General features: G+C 42.9%; 15 protein-coding genes. 3 read left to right on the forward strand and 12 right to left on the reverse strand.

The window, feature by feature from the left end; all coding sequences use genetic code 11:
• The 10 genes from pknB to LI074_RS00385 all read right to left on the reverse strand — a co-directional run bounded on the left by pknB (position 1) and on the right by LI074_RS00385 (position 13427).
• Positions 1–2184, reverse strand: coding sequence for a Stk1 family PASTA domain-containing Ser/Thr kinase (pknB, locus tag LI074_RS00340; protein WP_265107627.1), 2184 nt, complete (start codon positions 2182–2184; stop codon positions 1–3).
• Positions 2178–2924, reverse strand: a complete 747-nt coding sequence (locus LI074_RS00345) for a Stp1/IreP family PP2C-type Ser/Thr phosphatase (RefSeq protein WP_022380479.1) — start codon at positions 2922–2924, stop codon at positions 2178–2180. Before LI074_RS00345 ends, pknB begins: the two co-directional genes overlap by 7 nt.
• A gap of 1 nt (position 2925) precedes the next feature.
• The gene (gene rlmN, locus LI074_RS00350; RefSeq protein ID WP_022380480.1) at positions 2926–3966 is read right to left on the reverse strand and encodes a 23S rRNA (adenine(2503)-C(2))-methyltransferase RlmN; all 1041 of its coding nucleotides are present in this window, start codon (positions 3964–3966) and stop codon (positions 2926–2928) included.
• Positions 3967–3969: 3 nt separating this feature from the next.
• Positions 3970–5322, reverse strand: coding sequence for a 16S rRNA (cytosine(967)-C(5))-methyltransferase RsmB (gene rsmB, locus LI074_RS00355; RefSeq protein WP_022380481.1), 1353 nt, complete (start codon positions 5320–5322; stop codon positions 3970–3972).
• Complete coding sequence (locus LI074_RS00360) at positions 5315–6010, reverse strand: zinc metallopeptidase (protein ID WP_008706498.1); 696 nt, start codon at positions 6008–6010, stop codon at positions 5315–5317. The genes rsmB and LI074_RS00360 overlap by 8 nt, the downstream gene beginning before the upstream one ends.
• 4 nt (positions 6011–6014) lie before the next feature.
• Entirely contained in the window at positions 6015–6962 is a 948-nt protein-coding gene (fmt, locus tag LI074_RS00365) for a methionyl-tRNA formyltransferase (protein WP_055052689.1), read from the reverse strand.
• 7 nt (positions 6963–6969) lie between these two features.
• Positions 6970–7446 (reverse strand): peptide deformylase, encoded by a 477-nt coding sequence (gene def / locus LI074_RS00370; RefSeq protein WP_008706495.1) that lies wholly within the window; start codon positions 7444–7446, stop codon positions 6970–6972.
• Between the two features lie 169 nt (positions 7447–7615).
• Positions 7616–9835 (reverse strand): replication restart helicase PriA, encoded by a 2220-nt coding sequence (priA, locus tag LI074_RS00375; protein ID WP_173697578.1) that lies wholly within the window; start codon positions 9833–9835, stop codon positions 7616–7618.
• A 26-nt stretch (positions 9836–9861) separates the two neighbouring features.
• A complete protein-coding gene (locus tag LI074_RS00380; protein WP_025578170.1) occupies positions 9862–11319 on the reverse strand; it encodes a UDP-N-acetylmuramoyl-L-alanyl-D-glutamate--2,6-diaminopimelate ligase in 1458 nt (485 codons plus the stop codon).
• Positions 11320–11615: 296 nt separating this feature from the next.
• Entirely contained in the window at positions 11616–13427 is a 1812-nt protein-coding gene (locus LI074_RS00385; protein ID WP_025578171.1) for a DUF7507 domain-containing protein, read from the reverse strand.
• A gap of 691 nt (positions 13428–14118) precedes the next feature.
• On the opposite strand from LI074_RS00385, the gene arcC reads away from it, so the two are divergent.
• On the forward strand, positions 14119–15051 hold the full coding sequence (gene arcC / locus LI074_RS00390) for a carbamate kinase (RefSeq protein WP_008706491.1): 933 nt from the start codon (positions 14119–14121) through the stop codon (positions 15049–15051).
• A 163-nt stretch (positions 15052–15214) separates the two neighbouring features.
• Here arcC and nrdD read toward each other — a convergent pair whose 3' ends face one another.
• Positions 15215–17350 (reverse strand): anaerobic ribonucleoside-triphosphate reductase, encoded by a 2136-nt coding sequence (nrdD, locus tag LI074_RS00395; RefSeq protein ID WP_020993622.1) that lies wholly within the window; start codon positions 17348–17350, stop codon positions 15215–15217.
• 121 nt (positions 17351–17471) lie between these two features.
• Positions 17472–18461 carry a hypothetical protein gene (locus LI074_RS00400; protein ID WP_055059325.1) on the reverse strand — a complete coding sequence of 330 codons (990 nt, stop codon included), beginning with the start codon at positions 18459–18461 and terminating at the stop codon, positions 17472–17474.
• Positions 18462–18749: 288 nt separating this feature from the next.
• On the opposite strand from LI074_RS00400, the gene asnA reads away from it, so the two are divergent.
• Together asnA and LI074_RS00410 are read left to right on the forward strand one after the other, a co-directional pair.
• Positions 18750–19757: an aspartate--ammonia ligase gene (asnA, locus tag LI074_RS00405; protein WP_055058132.1), complete on the forward strand. Its 1008-nt coding sequence runs from the start codon at positions 18750–18752 to the stop codon at positions 19755–19757.
• A gap of 108 nt (positions 19758–19865) precedes the next feature.
• Complete coding sequence (locus LI074_RS00410; RefSeq protein WP_022380489.1) at positions 19866–20291, forward strand: CBS domain-containing protein; 426 nt, start codon at positions 19866–19868, stop codon at positions 20289–20291.
• The last annotated feature ends 14 nt before the right edge of the window (positions 20292–20305 follow it).

A 20305-nucleotide genomic window follows, 5' to 3' on the forward strand; every position in this document is an offset into this window, starting at 1 on the left:
TCATTCAGCCTTAGCAAATGTAATAGAATAATTTCCGAGTTCCTGATAAGTTCCACTGATCTGTTCAGACAGATACAAAGTACCCTCGCTGATACCAGGTGCACCTGTGATATCCAGATCATACGGGAACTGGATTACCTGATCTTCCAGAACAACTGAAGCTGTCGGTGTTCCGTTTACATTCTGGATCAGTTCCAGACGAACCGGACCTCCGGAATATCCTGACGGAGTATTCAGAGTCTGTGTACATTTCCATACTTCCCCGGCTGCTGCCGCCGCACTGTTATCTGCTGTCTGTGCCGGAGCATCAGATGATGCAGCAGTATCTGCGCTGTCACTCTGAGCCGAAGGTTCCTGATCTCCGGTACTTACTGTGATCACAACATTTACATTATCCGGATCTTCCCAGTTTCCGGCTTCCGGTTCCTGTGAAATTACTTCTCCTTCTGCCACCTCTGTACTCTTTTCCTCTTTTACTTCCACATTGAGGAACTTACCAAAGGTAGTAACTGCATCATTCTTTGTCATTCCGACAACACTTGGAACCTCCACACTGTCTCCATAGTCCACACCTCGGCTGACAAGCAGTGTTACGCTGTCTCCTGCTGAAACAGAGTTTCCGGCTGCCGGAGTTGTGGAGACTGCATATCCCGGATCTGTAACCGGAGTACCATCATCATTTAATTCACTGTATTCTTTCTGTATCTCAACAGTTAATCCCATATCTTCCAGAGTCTGCTGTGCGTCTACTCCGGTCTGTCCATCCACATCCGGAATTGTGATCTTCTGCGCACCCTTGCTGATATAATACTTAATGGTCGTATACTGCTCTACTTTACTTCCCTTTGGAATATCCTGTGAAGAAATGGTTCCTTTTGCCTGATTTGAAGCCTCCTCGCCCATAGGCTGAATACCCAGTTTCATATCCTTTGTGATATTCTTTGCTTCATCCTCTGTTTTTCCTACCAGATTCGGCACAGTTACCATTCCGTCATCATCTGATTCCGATGTATCTGAGGCCTCAGTTTTTTTGTCTGTATCATTGTTACTTCCAATAAGTCCGGACGCCTTTCCTGCGACCAGAATGATTGCTATCAGGATTACAACCCCCATCAGAAGCATTACAATAGTCAGCCCATGTCCGCCTCTTTTTTTCTTTTTCTCAGGCTTATCTGATTTCTTCCTGTGCTTTTTCACTTCCGGCTCATCATCATAATCTGTTTCATTGATTTCTTCTTCCAGAGCCTCAGGTTCTGACTTTGCGATCTGCTTCGGCATATGTTTGATCTCGCCAAGCTCCTTATCTGAGATCACAACTGTTTTTGCTTCGTTATCCACAGACGTCAGCGTTACGAAATCTCCCTGTGGATCGATCAGAGAATGCTTCAGATCTGCGATCACATCCTCCATATTCTGATAACGGCGATCCACGCTTTTCTGTGTACATTTCAGAATGATCTGCTCCAGACTGTGGGGAAGCTCCGGTGTATAAATACTTGGAGGAACAATCTCTTCCTGAAGATGTTTGATAGCAATAGCTACTGTGGTATCTCCGTCAAAAGGAACCTTCCCTGTAACCATTTCATACATTGTGATACCCAGTGAATAAATATCACTCTTCTCATCACTGTATCCGCCTCTGACCTGTTCCGGTGAACTGTAATGAACAGATCCCATTACATTTGAGCTTATGGTATTGGAAGAAGCGGCTCTTGCAATACCAAAATCTGTTACTTTTACCTTTCCATCCATGGAAATGATAATATTCTGCGGTTTTACATCACGATGTACAATCCCATGGCTGTGTGCAGCTTCCAGTCCCATGGAGACCTGGATTGCAATACTGGTTGCTTCTTTTACAGAAAGCTTTCCCTTTTTGGAAATGTACTCCTTGAGAGTAATTCCCTCAATAAGCTCCATAACAATGTAATAAACTCCGTTATCGTCACCAACATCAAATACATTCACTATATTCGGATGTGTCAGGACTGCTGCAGCCTGAGCCTCACTTTTAAACTTGCGGATAAACGTCGTATCCTCTCTGAATTCCGGCTTAAGAACTTTTACAGCAACAAACCGATTCAGCTTATGGTCTTTTGCCTTGTATACGTCCGCCATTCCGCCGGTACCAATTTTTCCTAATATCTCATAGCGTTCTGCTATGATCATTCCCGTTTTTAACATGCTTTCACCTCGTCTGTGAATGGTTCTACCAATACAATTGCAATATTATCCTTGCCGCCATTGCGGTTTGCTTCTCTTATAAGTATCCTGCCTTTTTCATCCAGATCTGTAGATGTGTCAGAAATGATTTCCCTCAGCTGGCTGTCCTCAACCATGTTGCTGAGCCCGTCCGAACACATCAAAACTACATCTCCGGGTTCCAGTTTCAGATCAAAGAAATCAATATCCACTGTTTTCTCTGCTCCAAGTGCTCTTGTAATGATATTTTTCTTCGGATGCTTCCTTGCCTGTTCAGGGTCAAGTTCTCCCATTCTTACCATCTCCTGCACCAGTGAGTGATCCCTTGTTATCTGCTGAATCTTCTCTCCGATCACATAAAGTCTGCTGTCACCTACATTTGCCACATAAGCGTAATGTCCTACGATAGTAGCTGCCACTATCGTTGTTCCCATTCCTCTGAGTTTCTCATCCTGCTGTGCCTGGGCAAGAATCTCGGTATTTACACATTCAATGGCATGACGGATTACCTTTACCGGATTAAAATCCGCATCCTGCCGGATTTCCTCCACCATAGATGTAACCGCATGAGAGGATGCATAATCACCTGCATTATGACCACCCATACCATCTGCAACAACAAACAGATTCGGAAGATTTCCAACCGGGTCAGCAGTTGCGAACACATAATCCTGGTTCATCTTCCGCTTTTGCCCGACATCAGTAGCTGAATATATCCTCATGTCACTTCTCGCTTTCTGTTTTTTCCATATAACTTTTTCTTAACTGTCCACAGGCACCATCAATATCACTGCCCATTTCTCTTCTAATAGTAACATTTATTCCACATTTTTCAAGTTTTATTTTGAAATTCTCCACAGCCTGTCTTGTTGAACGCACAAAGGAACGTTCCTTAATAGGGTTTACCGGGATCAGATTTACATGGCAGTTCATATCTCTGATTCTGCCGGAAAGTTCCCTTGCATCCTCATCGCTGTCATTAACTCCGGCTACCAGACTGTATTCAAATGTGATCCTGCGCCCGGTTTCTTTAAAATAATAACGGCAGGCTTCCAGAACCTCATCCATGCTGTATTTGTTTGCGATCGGCATCAGTTCCCGTCGCTTCACATCATTAGGTGCATGAAGGGAAAGTGCAAGTGTCATCTGAAGCTTTTCTTTTGCAAGGTCATAAATCTTCGGAACCAACCCACAGGTAGATACAGTCAGGTTTCTCTGACTGATATGAAGTCCTCCTTCTTCTGTCAGGATATGTATAAACCTGAGAAGATTTTCATAATTATCAAGAGGTTCCCCCGTTCCCATGACCACAACATTGGAAACTCTTTCTCCTGTCAGAGCCTGTATCCTGTATATCTGATCCAGCATTTCTGACGGGAGAAGACATCTGGTCAGTCCTCCTATGGTAGATGCACAGAATCTGCATCCCATGCGGCATCCCACCTGAGAAGAAATACAGACAGAATTTCCATGTTTATACCGCATGAGAACACTCTCTATCACATTTCCATCACTGAGACGGAACAGATACTTCTGTGTACCGTCAATCCGGGATGTCTGTACATCTACCATCTTCAGTGCTGTGACAGGATATTCTTTCAGTTTTTCCCTCAGGCTTTTGGAAAGATTGGTCATCTCATCATAAGAAGTAACAAGGTGTTCATGCAGCCAGCTGTAAATCTGCTTCGCACGAAAAGGCTTATCTCCCAGAGTGGTCATCAGTTTCTTTAATTCGTCGATCGTCATTGACTTAATGTCTGTCATTACTTATTTTCTCCTGAATTTTGCAATAAAGAAGCCATCTGTTTTGTGTACTCCCGGCAGAAGCTGAAGATAACCCAGAGCTGTTGTCTCAGAATGCAGTTCTTCCGGAAGATACGGATCAATACTCTCCAGTTTGAACGGATGATTATTCATAAACCACAACATGTTCTCTTCATTCTCTTCCTTTGCGATAGTACAGGTACTAAATACCAGCACTCCGCCCGGTTTCACATATTCTGCCGCATTGTCAAGGATTGTTCTCTGAAGGATTACAATCTCTTCCTGCTTCTGTGCTGTCACCCTGTATTTGATCTCCGGCTTCTTTCCAATTACTCCATATCCGGAACATGGGACATCTGCCAGAACGACATCTGCCTTGAGTTCTGAATCTACATCAAATACCGTAGCATCCATCACATGAGCCTGCACATTAATGCAGTCTGTTCTGTGAATATTCTCTTCGATCATATCCACTTTGTACTGGCTGATATCGCGTGCATCTACTGTTCCGTAATCTCCCATTTTATCTGCAACATGGAGACTCTTTCCACCAGGTGCTGCGCACATATCTATCACATAATCCCCTTTTTGCGGATCTGCAATTTCTGCCACCAGCATGGAGCTTACATCCTGCACCTGGATTTTCCCCTGTATAAATGCATCCAGTGCAAGAATATGGTTATAATTTGAAATTTCATATGCATAGGGAAGATAAGGTGCAGGTTTCACTTCCACTCCCTGATCGACCAGGCTCTCATAAATCTCTTTCTGTGGATATTTATGAGTTCTGCATCGTACTGTGATCGGTTTCTCAGTGAGAAACTCTGTAAGGATCTTTTCTGTTTTTTCTTCCCCGTAATCCTCAAGCCAACGGTTTACCAGTGTTTCCGGCATAGAATATCTGACAGACAGATATCTGACCCGATTTTCTTCCCTTGAAGGAAGTTTCAGATTTTTCCACTCTCTGGCAATCGTACGAAGAACACCGTTTACAAAAGGTTTCAGGCTGTAAAAGCCTTTTCTCTGTGCCAGCTTCACCGCTTCATTACACACTGCGCTGTCCGGCACACTGTCCATAAACCTGATCTGATAAACTGCACTTCTCAGGATTTCCCTGATCACAGGCTTCATTTTATCTACAGATACTTTTGAATATGAATCAATAATATAATCTATTAAAATACGATATTCCAGTGTTCCTTCGCAGACTCTGGTAATAAAAGCTCTCTCCTGTCTTGGAAGGAACTGATATTTGGAAAGAGCATTGCGGATAGCGATATGGCTGTGTTTTCCCTCTTCCTCGATTTCCAGTAATATCTGCAATATCAGTTCTCTTGTATTTATTCCATTAGTCACGGTCTCTTCCTCCGGCAAGTATGATCAGTCTTAAAAGCTGCAGAATTGATGAAGCAAGTGCTGCAACATAGGTGAGTGCCGCTGCTGTAAGGACTTTTCTTGCACCTTTTACCTCATCAGCTCCAAGCATTCCTGAACTTCCAAGCATTTTCAATGCTCTTGAAGATGCATTAAATTCTACCGGAAGAGTTACAAGCTGAAAAAGAACCGCAAATGTAAACAAAATGATTCCAACAGTCAGCAGTGGACGGATTGAGAAAATCAGTCCTGCCAGAAACAATGGCCAGGAAAGTGTGGAACCGATGTTTGCAACAGGCACAATCGCAGAGCGAAGATTCAATGGCACATAGTTAGTCGCATGCTGAATAGCATGTCCACATTCATGCGCAGCCACCCCGATCGCAGCCACAGATGTTTTATCATATACATCCTGGGAAAGTGCCAGTTTCTTACTTCCCGGATCATAGTGGTCTGTCAGGCTGCCGGATATGGGTACTACCGTAACATCCGTAATTCCCGACATACGAAGAATCCGTCTGGCAGCATCGGCGCCTGTAAGCCCCGATGCACTGCGCACTCTGCTGTAAACAGAAAATGTACTCTTTACCTTTGCAGATGCCAGTAAAGACAGCACCATTCCGATAACGAGCAGTAAATACGTAGGATCAAAATAATAATATCCGTACATCTAATCACTCCTTATGATCTGTAAAAACAATTCCATTTTCAATGTGATATCCCCGGAGAAAGGCTTCTGTTTCCATACGCTTCTTACCTTCCAGCTGTATCTCTGTAAGAATCAGCACTCCTTCTCCACATGCTGTATGGATCCCCTCTTTATCTGCCAGGAAGATTGTTCCCGGAACAGCATCTGTTTTCTCAGTGCTGACTTTACATTTCCACACTTTCAGAGTTTTTCCATTAAGAAATGTATAAGCACTTGGCCATGGATTCAGGCCGCGTACAAGGCGTTCCAGTTCTTCTGCAGATTTTCTGAAATCCATCAGTCCCATCTGTTTGGTGATCATAGCCGCATAAGGTGTAGGACTCTCCTCCGGCTGTTTTTCAAACTCCGCAGTTCCCTGCTCAATAGATGGAAGCGTCTTGATCAGCAGATCCGCACCGGCCTGCGCAAGTTTTCCAAACAGGCTTCCACCTGTTTCTGTCGGAGAGATCGGAATCACTATCTTTGAAATCATATCACCGGTATCAAGACCTTCTCCCATCTGCTGGATCGTTACACCTGATACTTTTTCCCCGTCGATCACAGCCTGCTGGATAGGCGCTGCTCCTCTGTATTTCGGAAGAAGAGACGCATGAATATTGATACATCCAAATTTCGGAAGTTCCAGGATTTCTTTTGGAATAATCTGTCCATATGCAGCAACAACTATGATCTCAGGATTGATTTCTTTCAGAATCTCCAGAAATTCAGGGTTATTTCTCACTTTCTCCGGCTGATATACCGGAATATCGTGCATAACGGCTTCTTCTTTTACAGGTGTTGGCAATAATGTCTTACCTCTGCCTTTTGGTTTGTCAGGCTGGGTCACTACTGCTGCCACCGCATATCCGGCTTCTGTCAGTGCATGTAATGACGGCACTGCGAAATCCGGTGTTCCCATAAATACTATCTTCATTTGATTATCACTCCTCATCCTCATCATAGGAAACCTGATGAAGTTCTCCTTCTACCAGTTCTGTATACATATGTCCGTCCAGATGATCGATCTCATGGCAGAAAGCACGCGCAAGAAGACCTTCCCCTTCATATTCTACTTCATTCATATCCTCATCCAGAGCTTTTACCTTTACATAGTTCGGACGTGTTACCTGACCAGCCATTCCAGGTACACTTAAGCATCCTTCATCACCAGTCTGTTCACCTGATGTTTCAAGGATTTCAGGATTGATCAGCACGATAGGACCTTCTCCTATATCAATCACAACGATACGCTTCAGCATACCTACCTGTGGTGCCGCGAGGCCAACTCCCATTGCATCATACATGGTTTCAAGCATATCCCCGATCAGATCATGAATACGTGGTGTCATCTTTTCTACCGGCCTGCTGACCTTTGCAAGTACTTCGTCGCCCTGTAATCTGATTTTTCTAAGTGCCATTTCTTTATTCTCCTCTTCTTTGATTATGATGTTAGGATCAAAAGATATTTTGCCCCTAACCTGATATCTTGATTATTGTTATATCACGATTTCAGAAATTACTGCCTGTCGGATTTCCCTTCTGCAGCAGATTACTTCAGTAATAAGATTTTGAAAAACTCTGCCATAATTAACTGAAATCAAATTGTATGTATATTTTCCGGAAACCGGAATTTATCTCTATGTATTTCTCCAGCTGATCTTTGATATGTACCAGCGTTTTATGATCTTTATGTTTTAAATAGATAACCTGTCTGTAAATATCCTTAACTTTTCCAACTGACGCATATGCCGGGCCAATGATATGCAGGTCATTTTCTCTGTATATCCTTTCTATATAAAGTTTCAGATAATACATGGCCTGAACCAGTTTCTCATCTTCCGGACCTGAACCCAGAACTGCCAGCATATGTGCCGCAGGCGGATAATCCAGAAGCATACGGTAACTCATCTCTTCCTCATAGAATGCCTGATAATCCTGCACTGCCGCCGCCTGAATACTGTAATGATCCGGATGATAGGTCTGGATCACTGCCTCTCCCGGTTTTTCCCCCCGTCCTCCCCGGCCGACTGCCTGACAGAGAAGCTGAAAGGTACGTTCCGCACATCGATAATCCTCTGCATTCAGCGAAAGATCCGCTGCTACTATTCCCATGAGTGTGACATCCGGAAAATCATGCCCCTTAACGATCATCTGTGTTCCGATCAGTATATCTGCCTCATGAGCTGCAAAAGCTGCAAGGATCTTTTCATAGCTGCCCTTAGTTCTTGTTGTATCAAAATCCATTCTGAGAGTCCTGACTTCTGGAAAATCTTCCCGCACTACCTTCTCGATCTGCTGTGTTCCTGCCTTAAATCCGCCAATATAAGGCGATCCGCACACCGGGCATATCCGGGGTTTTCCTGTCTCATATCCACAGTAATGACATAAAAGCCTTTCATTATTATGCTCCGAAAGAGAAACATCACAATGCGGACACTTCATCACATGTCCACAGGACCGGCAGGATACAAAACCTGCGTATCCTCTTCTGTTCAGAAAAAGCATTACCTGTTCTTTTTTCTCAAACCGGCCTTTCATCTTTTGCCGGAGTTCTCTGCTCAGTACAGACCTGTTCCCTGCTTTTAATTCCTCACGCAGGTCTACGATAGAAACCCGGGGCAGAGGTCTGCTTCCATATCTTGTTGTCAGCCTGACCAGACTATATTCCCCATTCATTGCCTTACTGTAGGCTTCCACTGATGGAGTAGCTGAACCCATTACCACATTTGCATGTTCTAAAACAGCTCTCCGGATTGCAGTTTCCCTTGCATGATAACGGGGTGTGCTTTCACTTTTATAGCTTGGTTCATGTTCTTCATCAATAATGATCAGTCCCAGACTGGCAAATGGCGTAAACAGCGCAGATCTGGGACCGATCATCACCTGGACTTCTCCCTTTTTCGCACGTTTAAACTGATCATAGCGTTCTCCCTGAGACTGTCTGGAATTGATAACTGATACTTTATCCCCAAATCTGGCATAAAATCTGCGTACCGTCTGATATGTCAGAGCAATCTCCGGGATCAGCACGATTGCTTCTTTTCCCTGAGAAAGCGTCTGCTCGATCAGCTTTATATACACCTGGGTTTTCCCGCTCCCTGTCACTCCCTCGATCAGTACAGGCTTCGGCGATGGTTTTTCCCACACTCTCTGTATCTGCTTTACTGCCGCTTCCTGTTCATCTGTAAGCGGCATTCGCCTTTCTCCGGAAATATCACCTGTATTCAGTGAAGTTCTCATTATCTCATCATATTCTATGCGGATAATCCCCTGCTCCTGAAATTTCTTTACAACAGCAGAAGTTGTCCCCAGTTCTTTCGCCGCATGTGTATAATCCAGTCTTTTTTTCTCCAGAAGTTCCCTCAGAAGTCTTGTTCTGGCTTTAAACCTTGTTTGTTCAAGTTCTTTCAGCAACTGCGTTCCCGCCTCTTCGGAAATATCCAGGCATATATATTTTTTCTCTTTTGCCTTGATTTTCTCCTGGATAGGAAGTACTGTCCTGAGAGCCTGGATCATGGTGGAACCATAATTTTCTCTCATCCAGGCTGCCAGGGCGATCAGTCTGGATTCCGTAGTCTCTTCTCCACTGCAGATTTCACTGATTTCTTTAATCTTTTCGGGAGCAATTTTCGGTTTATCTGACAATCCGATCACATATCCTTTACGCACCCGGCCGGCATTTCCAAAAGGGATGGCTGCCACCATCCCTGCCTTTATTTTCTTCTCCAGCCTTTCCGGTACACGATATTGAAAACTCCGGTCCAGTTTATCACTGGAAATATCAATTATTATATCAGCATATATCATGAACTTATTCCTGTTTGACCCGCTACCTATTTACCAGCAAGAATATCTGCGATCAGGACACGTTCATCCATAGGATATTTCTTTCCTTTAATTTCCTGATAATCCTCATGTCCCTTACCTGCCAGAACTATAATATCCCCCGGCTCTCCATGATGGATTGCATAGGCGATGGCTTCTTTTCTGTCCGGAATCTCTACATATTTTCCATCGGTTTTTGCCATACCAATCTTGATATCATCGATGATCGCCTGTGGTTCTTCATCACGTGGATTATCAGAGGTAATGATGGTAAGGTCTGCAAGCTTTCCGGAAACCTCTCCCATCTCATAGCGGCGAAGCTTCGATCTGTTGCCTCCGCATCCAAACAGACATACCAGTCTGTGGGGATGATATTCTTTCAAAGTGGTCAGAAGACTCTCCAGAGCCATGGCATTATGCGCGTAATCGATCATCAGAGTAAAATCATCGGATACTTTTACCATTTCGATACGGCCTTTTACCTTAGCTACTTTTAAGGCTTTGAGAATGTTCTCTTCCGAAACCTTAAAATGACGGCAGATTGCGATTGCTGTCAATGAATTGTAGATGCTGAATTTACCGGGAATATCTATCTCCACATGAAAATCCAGAAGTCCTTTCAGATGGTAGGAAATACCCAGATATCCTTTACCTCCGACCAGCTTTGCATCTTCCGCACGAAGGTCTGCTTCCGGTGAAAATCCATAAGTTTCCAGGCTGCATGTATGACCTTCAATAATCTTCTCGAAATGTTCATCATCTCTGTTTACAATTCCTACCTTACACTGTTTCAGAAGTAAGGACTTGCATCTGAGATAATCATCAAAATCCTTATGTTCATTTGGTCCGATATGATCCGGCTCAATATTTGTAAAAATACCAAAATCGAAAACAAATCCCTGAGTTCTGTGAAGCATCAGTCCCTGGGAGGAAACTTCCATAACCACACAGTCACAGCCGGCTTCTGCCATCTCATGGAAATATTCCTGAATCACATAAGACTCCGGTGTTGTGTTCTTTGCAGGAATCACTTTGTCACCGATGATCGCTTCAATGGTTCCGATCAGTCCCACTTTATATCCGGCATTTTCCAGAATAGATTTTACCATATACGTAGTGGTTGTTTTTCCTTTTGTTCCTGTGATACCGATTGTTTTCAGTTTCTCTGCGGGATATCCGAAATATGCGGCAGAAATAAACGCCATTGCATATCGTGTATCTTTCACAAGAATGACTGTCACATCTTCCGGTGCTTCCACAGCTTCTTCCACGATCAGAACCTTTGCTCCTTTTGCAACTACATCCGGCACAAATTTATGGCCATCCACCACTGCACCGCGGATACAGATAAAAAGAGAGCCCTCTTCTACTTTCCGGGAATCATAAATCACATTTTTTACTTCCTGGTCTGTACTGCCCTGAAGACATGTATATTCCAGCTTTTCCAGTAAGGATATTAATTTCATTTTAATCCTCCATATCATTTCCTGCCTGCCTGAATTTCATACAGCCTCTGCGGCAATTTCGTTACTGTTCACTCCGTTCACAGTAACTTAGCCAAAATTCATTCCAGATTGCCTGCGGCAATGGAATTTTGGCTTGTATGTCTCGGGATTTTGGCATATTCATGCCAAAACACCTCGCGGGATAGTGATGTGTGAACAGTAACGCAATTTCTTTAAAGTCAGGCAGAGGTGTTTTACTAAAGCGTATATTCTATATAAGAATAGCACACCTCCCCTGTCGTTTCAACGTTGTTTCTCTACTTCTGCTGTTTTTTTGTCTTCCTGTAACAGAATGCGCTGACTCCGGACATGATTGCAAAAATCCCCAGTACAATATACAAAGCCGTTTCTGTCTCATCTCCTGTACGTGGTTTGGAAGCAGTAGTATAAGCACTTCCGGACTTTGAGTCATATCCATAACTCTGGGAAGCCAGAGATGCCGGTTGCGGCGTAACTGTAACAATATTATCAGTTTCCTTTAATTCTACGTTTGCCTTAGATGTCATTGCCTGTGTACCAGTCTCATCAGATGTAACGATTACCTCATTGATCAATTCCTGACTTGCCATATATTGTGGAACAGTCACTGTGGCGTAAAGTGCAAAAGCCTCTCCCGGTGCGATCTGCGGAATCAGAGCCTGTGTGCCTGTGCTGTTTAATGTTACGCCCTCTTTCCTGACAAAGTTTGCCTGAATACCGGCATTTTGGAATCTTTCTGTACTGAGAACCGAATGAAGTGTTCGCTCACCCGTATTCCTGATGCAGATCTGATATGTGATCGTATCTCCCGGATATGCCTGTGTTCTGTCCGCAGTTTTCTCCACCTCAAAAGCCGCCTTTAATGCAATGACTTCTGTTTCGACTGATTTCTGACATCCAATACTTTCTTCCTTTCCCGGATATTTCGCTTTTACAGTTACTGTATGAATAAGCTCTCCTGCCTGCTCTTCTGTAAGCTGTACTGTCATCTGAAGATTTCTGATTTCTCCTGCCTTAAGACCTGAAATAATTCCCTGCATACCATTTGCAGTAAATCCCTCTTCCTGTTTCCATTCGGCTTTTATATTATCCTGAGAAAAAACACTGGATATCTCTATATTTTCCAGAGGTAATTCTCCTGTATTCTCTACAGACAATATATAAGTAAAGTTCTGCCCTGCACGTACCTCTTTCGTCTCCTGCTGTAACCGGGCTGTGATCCCTGTTTTTGCTTCCTGTACGGAAAGCAGAGCTGAAGGAGTTTCTGCAACAGTCCGGGTTTCATCCCCTGATTTCATCCAGAAATACGCACCTGTCCCCTCCCAATCTTTGCAAAGCGGTGCATCCTGGCACAGAGGATAATCTGTTTTTACAGAAGAAATACGATATTCTTCACGCAGAGACACCGGCACTTTCATGGTAAAGATATCTGTTTCCGCATCTGAAAGTGCAGTCTCACAGGTCAGCTTTGTAATCTGGGTTGTCTCACCTTTCTTATTTTGTATCTGTACGGATTCAGCCTGCAGATCATTCTTTAACGCTTCTGCATTTACCTGAAAATATTCTGAAATATATACAGTCAGAAAATATCTGGTTTTATCTTCCCTGATCTCATTTTGGTTCTCCTGCTCACTCTGTTGTGTCTGTCCGGTTTCTGTGTCAGATCCTTCTGCGTTTTCTTCTGCCTTCCGGTATTCTTCGCTTTCTATATCTTCTATATCTATTACTGCACTCTCTGATTCACACTCTGTATTTTCGGAATCCACTTCATCTGTCGTATTTTCTGCTGCTTCTGCTTCTCTCACTTCGCCATCCCATGTACTATTTTCCATCTGCAACTGTCCGTTCTCCGAAGCAGTATTTTCCTGTTGACTTTTGTACAGTTCTTTCAGACCGCTCACTTCCAGTGTCAGTTCTGCCTGAAATTTCTCTTCATCGATCCACTGTGCACTCTGCTTTAAACCCACAGCAGGAACATATAACTCTGCAGCTTCAAATTCTGCTGCTGATACTGCTCCTGCTCCCAAAATCCCGACAGCAGCCGTTATCATGACTGCTTTTTTTAACTGATTCCATATTCTTTTTTCCATTCTCTCATTCTCCTGAATTTTTATTCTATGTCATCTGAGGTACTTCCACTGTCAGAATGATATCGGTACAGTATCTTTCGAGATTATAAGTTCATATCCACAGACATACGCATCTCTCCTCTCTGTTTTGCACAATAAATAAGATTTTCAGAGTTTCTGCTCAGGATTCAAAACCATCTCCCGGACTATCAATAAATAATTGGAAATTTTTGCACCGGACCGGTGCGTGAAAATAAGAATACTGATAACGGCTGTTGCCGATGAATCTACTTTAGCATGTCTATGCTATAAAAACAAGATACCACTTTTTATTTTTCGTATTTGTTTATAATTCTTTTATAAATTTACCGATTGTTTCAGAAATTCGACATACTTTGAACATAATTTTCCCATATAATAGGTCTTGGATAGATGAAAAACCACTCTCTATCTCCCCCCTCAAAAAAACAAAACAGCTCTCACAGAAATGTGAGAGCTGTTTGTTTTTTGTTACTGTTCACTGATAATATCCCGCGAGGTGTTTTTTGAGTTATTTTCTATTGCAATTCTACTGGCAGTCTTTTATAATGTAGGATATCAATATGATTGAATATTTATGATATCAGTGATAAAAAATTTCAAAAATCTTTATATATAAGATCACCCCGCAGATATCATATTTACAGAACATGAAAGAATCGAGGTAATTCCCATGAGCGAAAAAATTACAGTAGTTGCACTGGGCCACAGAGCATTAGGAACCACCTTACCGGAGCAGAAAATCGCTACAAAAAAAGCAGCCAAAGCTGTCGCAGATCTTGTAGAAGCCGGAAATCGTGTAGTCATTTCCCACAGTAACGGTCCACAGGTCGGAATGATCCACACAGCCATGAATGAATTTGGCAAAACACATCCTGACTATACATTTGCACCTATGTCCGTATGTTCGGCAATGAGTCAGGGCTATATCGGATATGATCTCCAGACCGCAATCCGCGCAGAACTTATTTCCCGCGGTATTTATAAACCGGTAGCTACTATCCTTACACAGGTTGTCATTGATCCATATGATGATGCTTTCGCTGAACCTGAGAAGATCATCGGACGTGTCCTTACAGAAGAAGAGGCTGAAACTGAAGAAAGCAAGGGAAACTTTGTCACTAAACTGGCTGACGGCACTTATAAAAGAATCCTGGCAGCTCCGAAACCGCAGAAAATCGTAGAGCTTGAAACAATCCGCACACTTGTAGATGCGGGCCAGGTAGTAATCGCAGCAGGCGGCGGCGGAATCCCGGTTATGGAACAGGGAATCGATCTTCATGGTGCAAGTGCGATCATTGAGAAAGACCTTTCCAGCGGACTTCTTGCACAGGAATTAAATGCAGATACTCTTCTGATCCTTACCAGTGTTGAGAAAGTAAGTCTGAACCTCGGTCAGGACAACGAAGAATATCTTAATACAATTTCTGTAGATGATGCTAAGAAATATATGGCTGACAATCAGTTTGCCCCAGGCTCCATGCTTCCTAAATTCGAAGCCGGAATCTCTTTTATCGAAAAGGGAGATAACAGAAGAACGATCATCACAGATATTGCGCATGCAAAGGATGGATATTTCGAAAAAACCGGAACTATCATTAAATGATTCTATAGCAATCCTCGTAAATAATACATTTAAGAGGATTGCTATATTTTATCTGACAATACAAAAAGACATATACCAGAGCAATACATATCATCTTGCCGGTATATGTCTTTTAATTATCATATTATGATGTCAGATTCAAAAGTTTACCCCTGACCTGATATTACATAGATTTACGTTCCGCAATCTCTGCCATCTTCGCTTCGTTCAGACGAGTATCACCATGCACACGGCTGTAGGAAAGATATCCGTTCATACGGTCAATCTTTGTCAGATTCTTGGAACCGCAGACCGGACACACGTCCATTTCAAGTTCCTCATGTCCGCAGTCATCACAGTAAGCAAGGGAAAGATTTACTCCCTCATAATATCCCAAAGACATGGCTCTGCGGATCAGAGTGCGTATTGCTTCACGATTATAATCGATCGGATAACGTACATACTGAATCTTACCGCCGTTGCACAACTCCCAGAAACGTCCCTCCAGATCCTGTTTTTCAATCGGAGTTACATCTTCAGTCACATGACAGTGGAAACTGTTGCTTACATAAGGACGATCAGAAACCCCTTTCACAATGCCATACATCTTACGGAACTGTTCCACCTGCAGTCCGCATAAACTCTCTGCCGGTGTTCCATAAATTGCATAAAGATAACCATCTTTCTCTTTAAATTCATTTACTTTCCTGTTGATATATTTCAGCACATCCAGTGCAAACTGCCCGTCTTCAGCAATGGATTTGCCATTGTAAAGTTCCTGGAGTTCATTTAATGCAGTGATTCCGAAGGATGCTGTCATTGGTTTCAGAATCTTGCCAATCTTTTCATTCGGTTTCAGATGTCCACCGTAAAATCCTCCCTCACAATATGCCAGCGGGTTGGTTGACGCACGCATCTGTCCCAGATAATCATAGGTACGGATATGCAGATTACGGATCATCTCAAGATAGAAATCCAGCACTTCGTAGAAATCCCTGCTCTCTGCTCTGGCTTTGGCAAGGATCATTGGAAGATGAAGGCTTACCGCACCGATGTTAAATCTTCCCACAAACACAGGAACATCCTTATCATCTGCCGGATACATACCGCCTCTCTCGTACCAGGGGCTTAAGAACGCACGACATCCCATAGGACTTATAACCTTTCCATACTGCTTGTACATACTGGAAATATATCCTTTTCCTGACATGGACAGCCAGTCCGGATACATAGTCTTGGCAGAACAGTCAACCCCTGCCTCAAATACATCCTCACTGATCTTGCCTTTTCCATGGATATTTTCATCATAAAGGAATACGATTTTCGGGAAGAGTACCGGTTTCTTGCGTCCTGCCTTACCCTGTCCGCCTTTATGCACTTCAAGAAGAGAAATACTTGCCATCTTCTCGAACTGCTTTATTCCAAGTCCAAGAGTTACAGTTACAAATGGATAATCCCCTCTGGAAGATCCGACTGTATTCAGCTTATACTCAATCCCCTGCCATCCCTGGTCAAAATCTCTGCGGACTTTGTCAAGCGCATACTCGATCGCACGTTCTTCACGTCCTGTCCAGCTCTCGTCAGAGTATTTCATAAATTCCTGGATATATTTATCGTAACTCTTCTGTGCATAAGGTGCAAGGATCTTGTCTACTTCCGGTACTGTGAATCCGCCATACTGCTGTGCAGCAGTGCTCAGGATAATATCACCCATAACATCAAACGCAGTATCCAGTGTCTTAGGCTCATTGTACCATACATTTCCCATCTCAAATCCGCCGCTGAGTACAGATGCCACATCAAAGAGACAGCAGTTCATGGTATCCAGACGTGCAGACTGGTCATGAATATAAATATAACCATCTTTACATGCCTGAAGTTCATTACGATTCATAAAAAATTTACGATAAAGCTCTTTGTTCAGTTCATTAAAGATCAGGCTTCGCTTTGTAGCTACAAGCGCACTGTCTGTATTGGCATTACTCTTATCACCAATATAACGGATTGCCTGACTCTTGGTATATACATCATCCATCATATGGATAAAGTCAAGTTTGTAATTTCTGTAATCGCGGTAGCTCTTAGCCACTGCCGGGTTCACTCTCTCAAGTGCTCCCTCTACGATGTTGTGCATCTCCTGGATCTCTATCTCATTCTTTCCCAGTGCCTCCGCATGTTCTTCCGCAAACTGGCAGATAAATTCCTTCTCTTTATCCGAAAATGTGTATAAAATTCTGGCTGCCGACTTATTTACTGCTGCTACGATCTTCTGTGAATTAAACTCTTCTCTCGTACCATCTTTCTTTATAACATATATCATACCTTTTGCTCCCATATACAATATATAGTATTTTTTTTCTTTCATTCACCACAATTCTCTCTATATGTGGTACGTTTAACAAGTATAGCACAGTCTCTGACAAAAAGAAAGGGGCAAAAAATTATTCGTCATATTGCTGAATTTGATACATGGCAAGATAATTATCTTGACCATCCAGAGATACCACAGATACCTCATCCCCGGCATGTAATTCTATTTTCTCCTCGTGGTCTGCTTCGTCAAATTTTACAGTTTCATCTTTTCCTGAAGAACTTCTGATTTCCAGAGCAACCTTCTCCCAGCCGGACACTATCCTGTATTCTCCCGGATCTATTGTAAAATCATACCCCTGGTCACTGGCATCTATATCGCCAATCTCTGATGCAGTATCATCCGTTCTGACAATATAATTCTCTCCGGTGAACATATACCAGTCCGGATTGCCCCTCTGTTCATCCTGTCCGTTCTTTACTGCACTGATAGTCTCAGACCAGTCATCTGTCCAGTTATTCTCATTACTTTCATTATTTTCATTACTTTCATTATTCTTATTACTCTCATTTACTTCATCAGAACTGCTGTCATCAAAAATACTGTTGAGATCTATGTCAAACTCATCATAGATAAATTCTTCTATCCTGTATCCAATCGTATCCCAATTCTCTGCCATCTGACCTATTATTACCATCAGAATCAGCACAATGATCCAGAAAATTTTGCCTGCCTTGCCGCTCTTTTTCTTCTCACTTTTTGCTGTCTTTTTTCCGGTGCTGTATGTACGGGCAGTCTGTGCGCTGTACGACTGACCTGATGTTTTCTTTGTCCCTGATGTTTGTATTCTTGAAGTTTGTACTTTTGTATTTTGCGTTCTAATAGTCTGTGTTCTGGCAGACGAAGTTTTTGCAGCTTTGGGAACTGTTTTATTTCTGTCAGACAAAGGGATCTCGTTCTCTGCCATTGCTTTTTTCACCTTTGCCGAAGCATGACGATAGTGCTCTGAACGGTCTTCGTTCAGATGATACAGTTCCATATCATTTCTATATGGCATTCCACAATATTTACACCTGCCGTTTACAATTGGTCCATCACAGACCTGACACCTTTTTCCCATATATCTTCCCCCTAAGTTTTATATAAATTTAACGCTTCATTCATTTACACATTTATTTTAACATTTCGCCCCAATCTTGCAAAGCTGAAATTGTGTTACTGTTCGTTCTGTTCTCCGTAACCATAATATCCCGCGAGATACTTCCAAATGAACAGTAATAATTGTCAAACTACCATTTTCCTGTTATAATAGCGTGGGAAAAGATAATGGATATTCAGTAAACAACAATATTTTTTATCAGTTTGCCATAAAATATGCAAATACAGAAATTACAGGAGGAATCCACTCATGGAACAGATTAAAATTCCTGACGGGTATCAGTCATCTTTAAATCTTCACGATACCCAGATTGCCATTAAAACTGTGAAAGATTTCTTTCAGCAGACACTGGCTCAAAAACTGAATCTGCTGCGTGTTTCCGCTCCGGTATTCGTTAATCCGTCATCCGGTCTGAACGATAACTTAAACGGCGTGGAACGTCCGGTAAGCTTTGATATCAAAGGCCAGCCGGAGAATGCTGAGATCGTACACTCTCTCGCCAAATGGAAGAGATATGCATTACAGAAATATGGCTTTGCTCATGGTGAAGGACTTTACACAGACATGATCGCGATCAGAAGAGACGAGGATCTGGACAATATCCATTCCGTATACGTAGATCAGTGGGACTGGGAAAAGATCATCAGCAAGGAAGAACGCAACATGGACACACTTGTTTCCACAGTACGTGCTATCTACAGCGTTCTCCGCAAAACCGAAAAATACATGGCTGTTCAGTACGATTACATCGAAGAAATCCTTCCGAGAGAGATTGCATTTGTCAGCACCCAGGAACTGGTCGACATGTATCCTGATCTCACTCCAAAGGAACGTGAATACAAGATTGTCAAGGAAAAAGGTGCCGTATTCCTCATGCAGGTCGGCAAAACCTTAACCAACGGAGAACGTCATGACGGACGTGCACCGGACTACGATGACTGGGAATTAAACGGCGATATCCTTGTTTATTATCCTGTTCTCGACATTGCTCTGGAGCTTTCTTCCATGGGTATTCGCGTTGACGAGGATGCGCTTGACAGACAGCTTACCATCGCAGGCTGTGACGACAGACGTGAGCTTCCTTTCCAGAAGGCAATCCTGAACAAGGAACTTCCATATACTATCGGCGGCGGCATCGGCCAGTCCCGTATCTGTATGTTCTTCCTCAGAAAAGCACACATCGGTGAAGTGCATGCTTCCCTGTGGCCGGAAGAAGTAATGAAAGAAGCAGCAGCAAAAGGAGTACAGCTTCTGTAAAAAAGCCGTAAACCTGGAATACTCAGAGATCACAGACACACAGATGTGTAAATACACAATGTATATCTGAGTGCCTTATCAGACAAATGTAACGGGGCGAATACAACAGTGAATATTTTATTTTTTTTAACACCTAAAAGTGATGTAGCATATATATTTGAAAATGAGACTCTTCGTCAGACTCTTGAGAAAATGGAACACAGAAAATTTTCCTGCATTCCGCTTCTGAGTCTAGACGGGAAATATAAAGGAAGTATTTCCGAGGGTGATCTTCTCTGGGGAATGAAAACCTTAAATGTTCCCGGACTGAAAGAAGCAGAGAGCATTTCCATTATGGCAATTCCGCGCAGAGCAACCTATAAGGCAGTTCACGCAGATTCTGACATGGAAGATCTGCTGGACAAGGCAATTAACCAGAATTATGTCCCGGTTGTAGATGATCAGGGATACTTTATCGGCATCATCACCCGTAAAGAGATCATCAAATACTGCTACAAAGAACTGAAGAAATATATAAAAGCTTCAGATTCATAAAAAGAGCTGCCGCA

The sequence above is a fragment of the Blautia sp. MSK18_10 genome (assembly GCF_020553185.1).
GTDB lineage: Bacteria > Bacillota > Clostridia > Lachnospirales > Lachnospiraceae > Blautia_A > Blautia_A wexlerae.

Bases quoted from the DNA above. Each gene is read 5' to 3' on its own strand.
- pknB (WP_265107627.1), bottom strand. From the start codon at position 2,184: ATGTTAAAAACGGGAATGATCATAGCAGAACGCTATGAGATATTAGGA.
- LI074_RS00345 (WP_022380479.1), bottom strand. From the start codon at position 2,924: ATGAGGATATATTCAGCTACTGATGTCGGGCAAAAGCGGAAGATGAAC.
- rlmN (WP_022380480.1), bottom strand. From the start codon at position 3,966: ATGACAGACATTAAGTCAATGACGATCGACGAATTAAAGAAACTGATG.
- LI074_RS00360 (WP_008706498.1), bottom strand. From the start codon at position 6,010: ATGTACGGATATTATTATTTTGATCCTACGTATTTACTGCTCGTTATC.
- fmt (WP_055052689.1), bottom strand. From the start codon at position 6,962: ATGAAGATAGTATTTATGGGAACACCGGATTTCGCAGTGCCGTCATTA.
- def (WP_008706495.1), bottom strand. From the start codon at position 7,446: ATGGCACTTAGAAAAATCAGATTACAGGGCGACGAAGTACTTGCAAAG.
- priA (WP_173697578.1), bottom strand. From the start codon at position 9,835: ATGATATATGCTGATATAATAATTGATATTTCCAGTGATAAACTGGAC.
- LI074_RS00380 (WP_025578170.1), bottom strand. From the start codon at position 11,319: ATGAAATTAATATCCTTACTGGAAAAGCTGGAATATACATGTCTTCAG.
- LI074_RS00385 (WP_025578171.1), bottom strand. From the start codon at position 13,427: ATGGAAAAAAGAATATGGAATCAGTTAAAAAAAGCAGTCATGATAACG.
- arcC (WP_008706491.1), top strand. From the start codon at position 14,119: ATGAGCGAAAAAATTACAGTAGTTGCACTGGGCCACAGAGCATTAGGA.
- nrdD (WP_020993622.1), bottom strand. From the start codon at position 17,350: ATGATATATGTTATAAAGAAAGATGGTACGAGAGAAGAGTTTAATTCA.
- LI074_RS00400 (WP_055059325.1), bottom strand. From the start codon at position 18,461: ATGGGAAAAAGGTGTCAGGTCTGTGATGGACCAATTGTAAACGGCAGG.
- asnA (WP_055058132.1), top strand. From the start codon at position 18,750: ATGGAACAGATTAAAATTCCTGACGGGTATCAGTCATCTTTAAATCTT.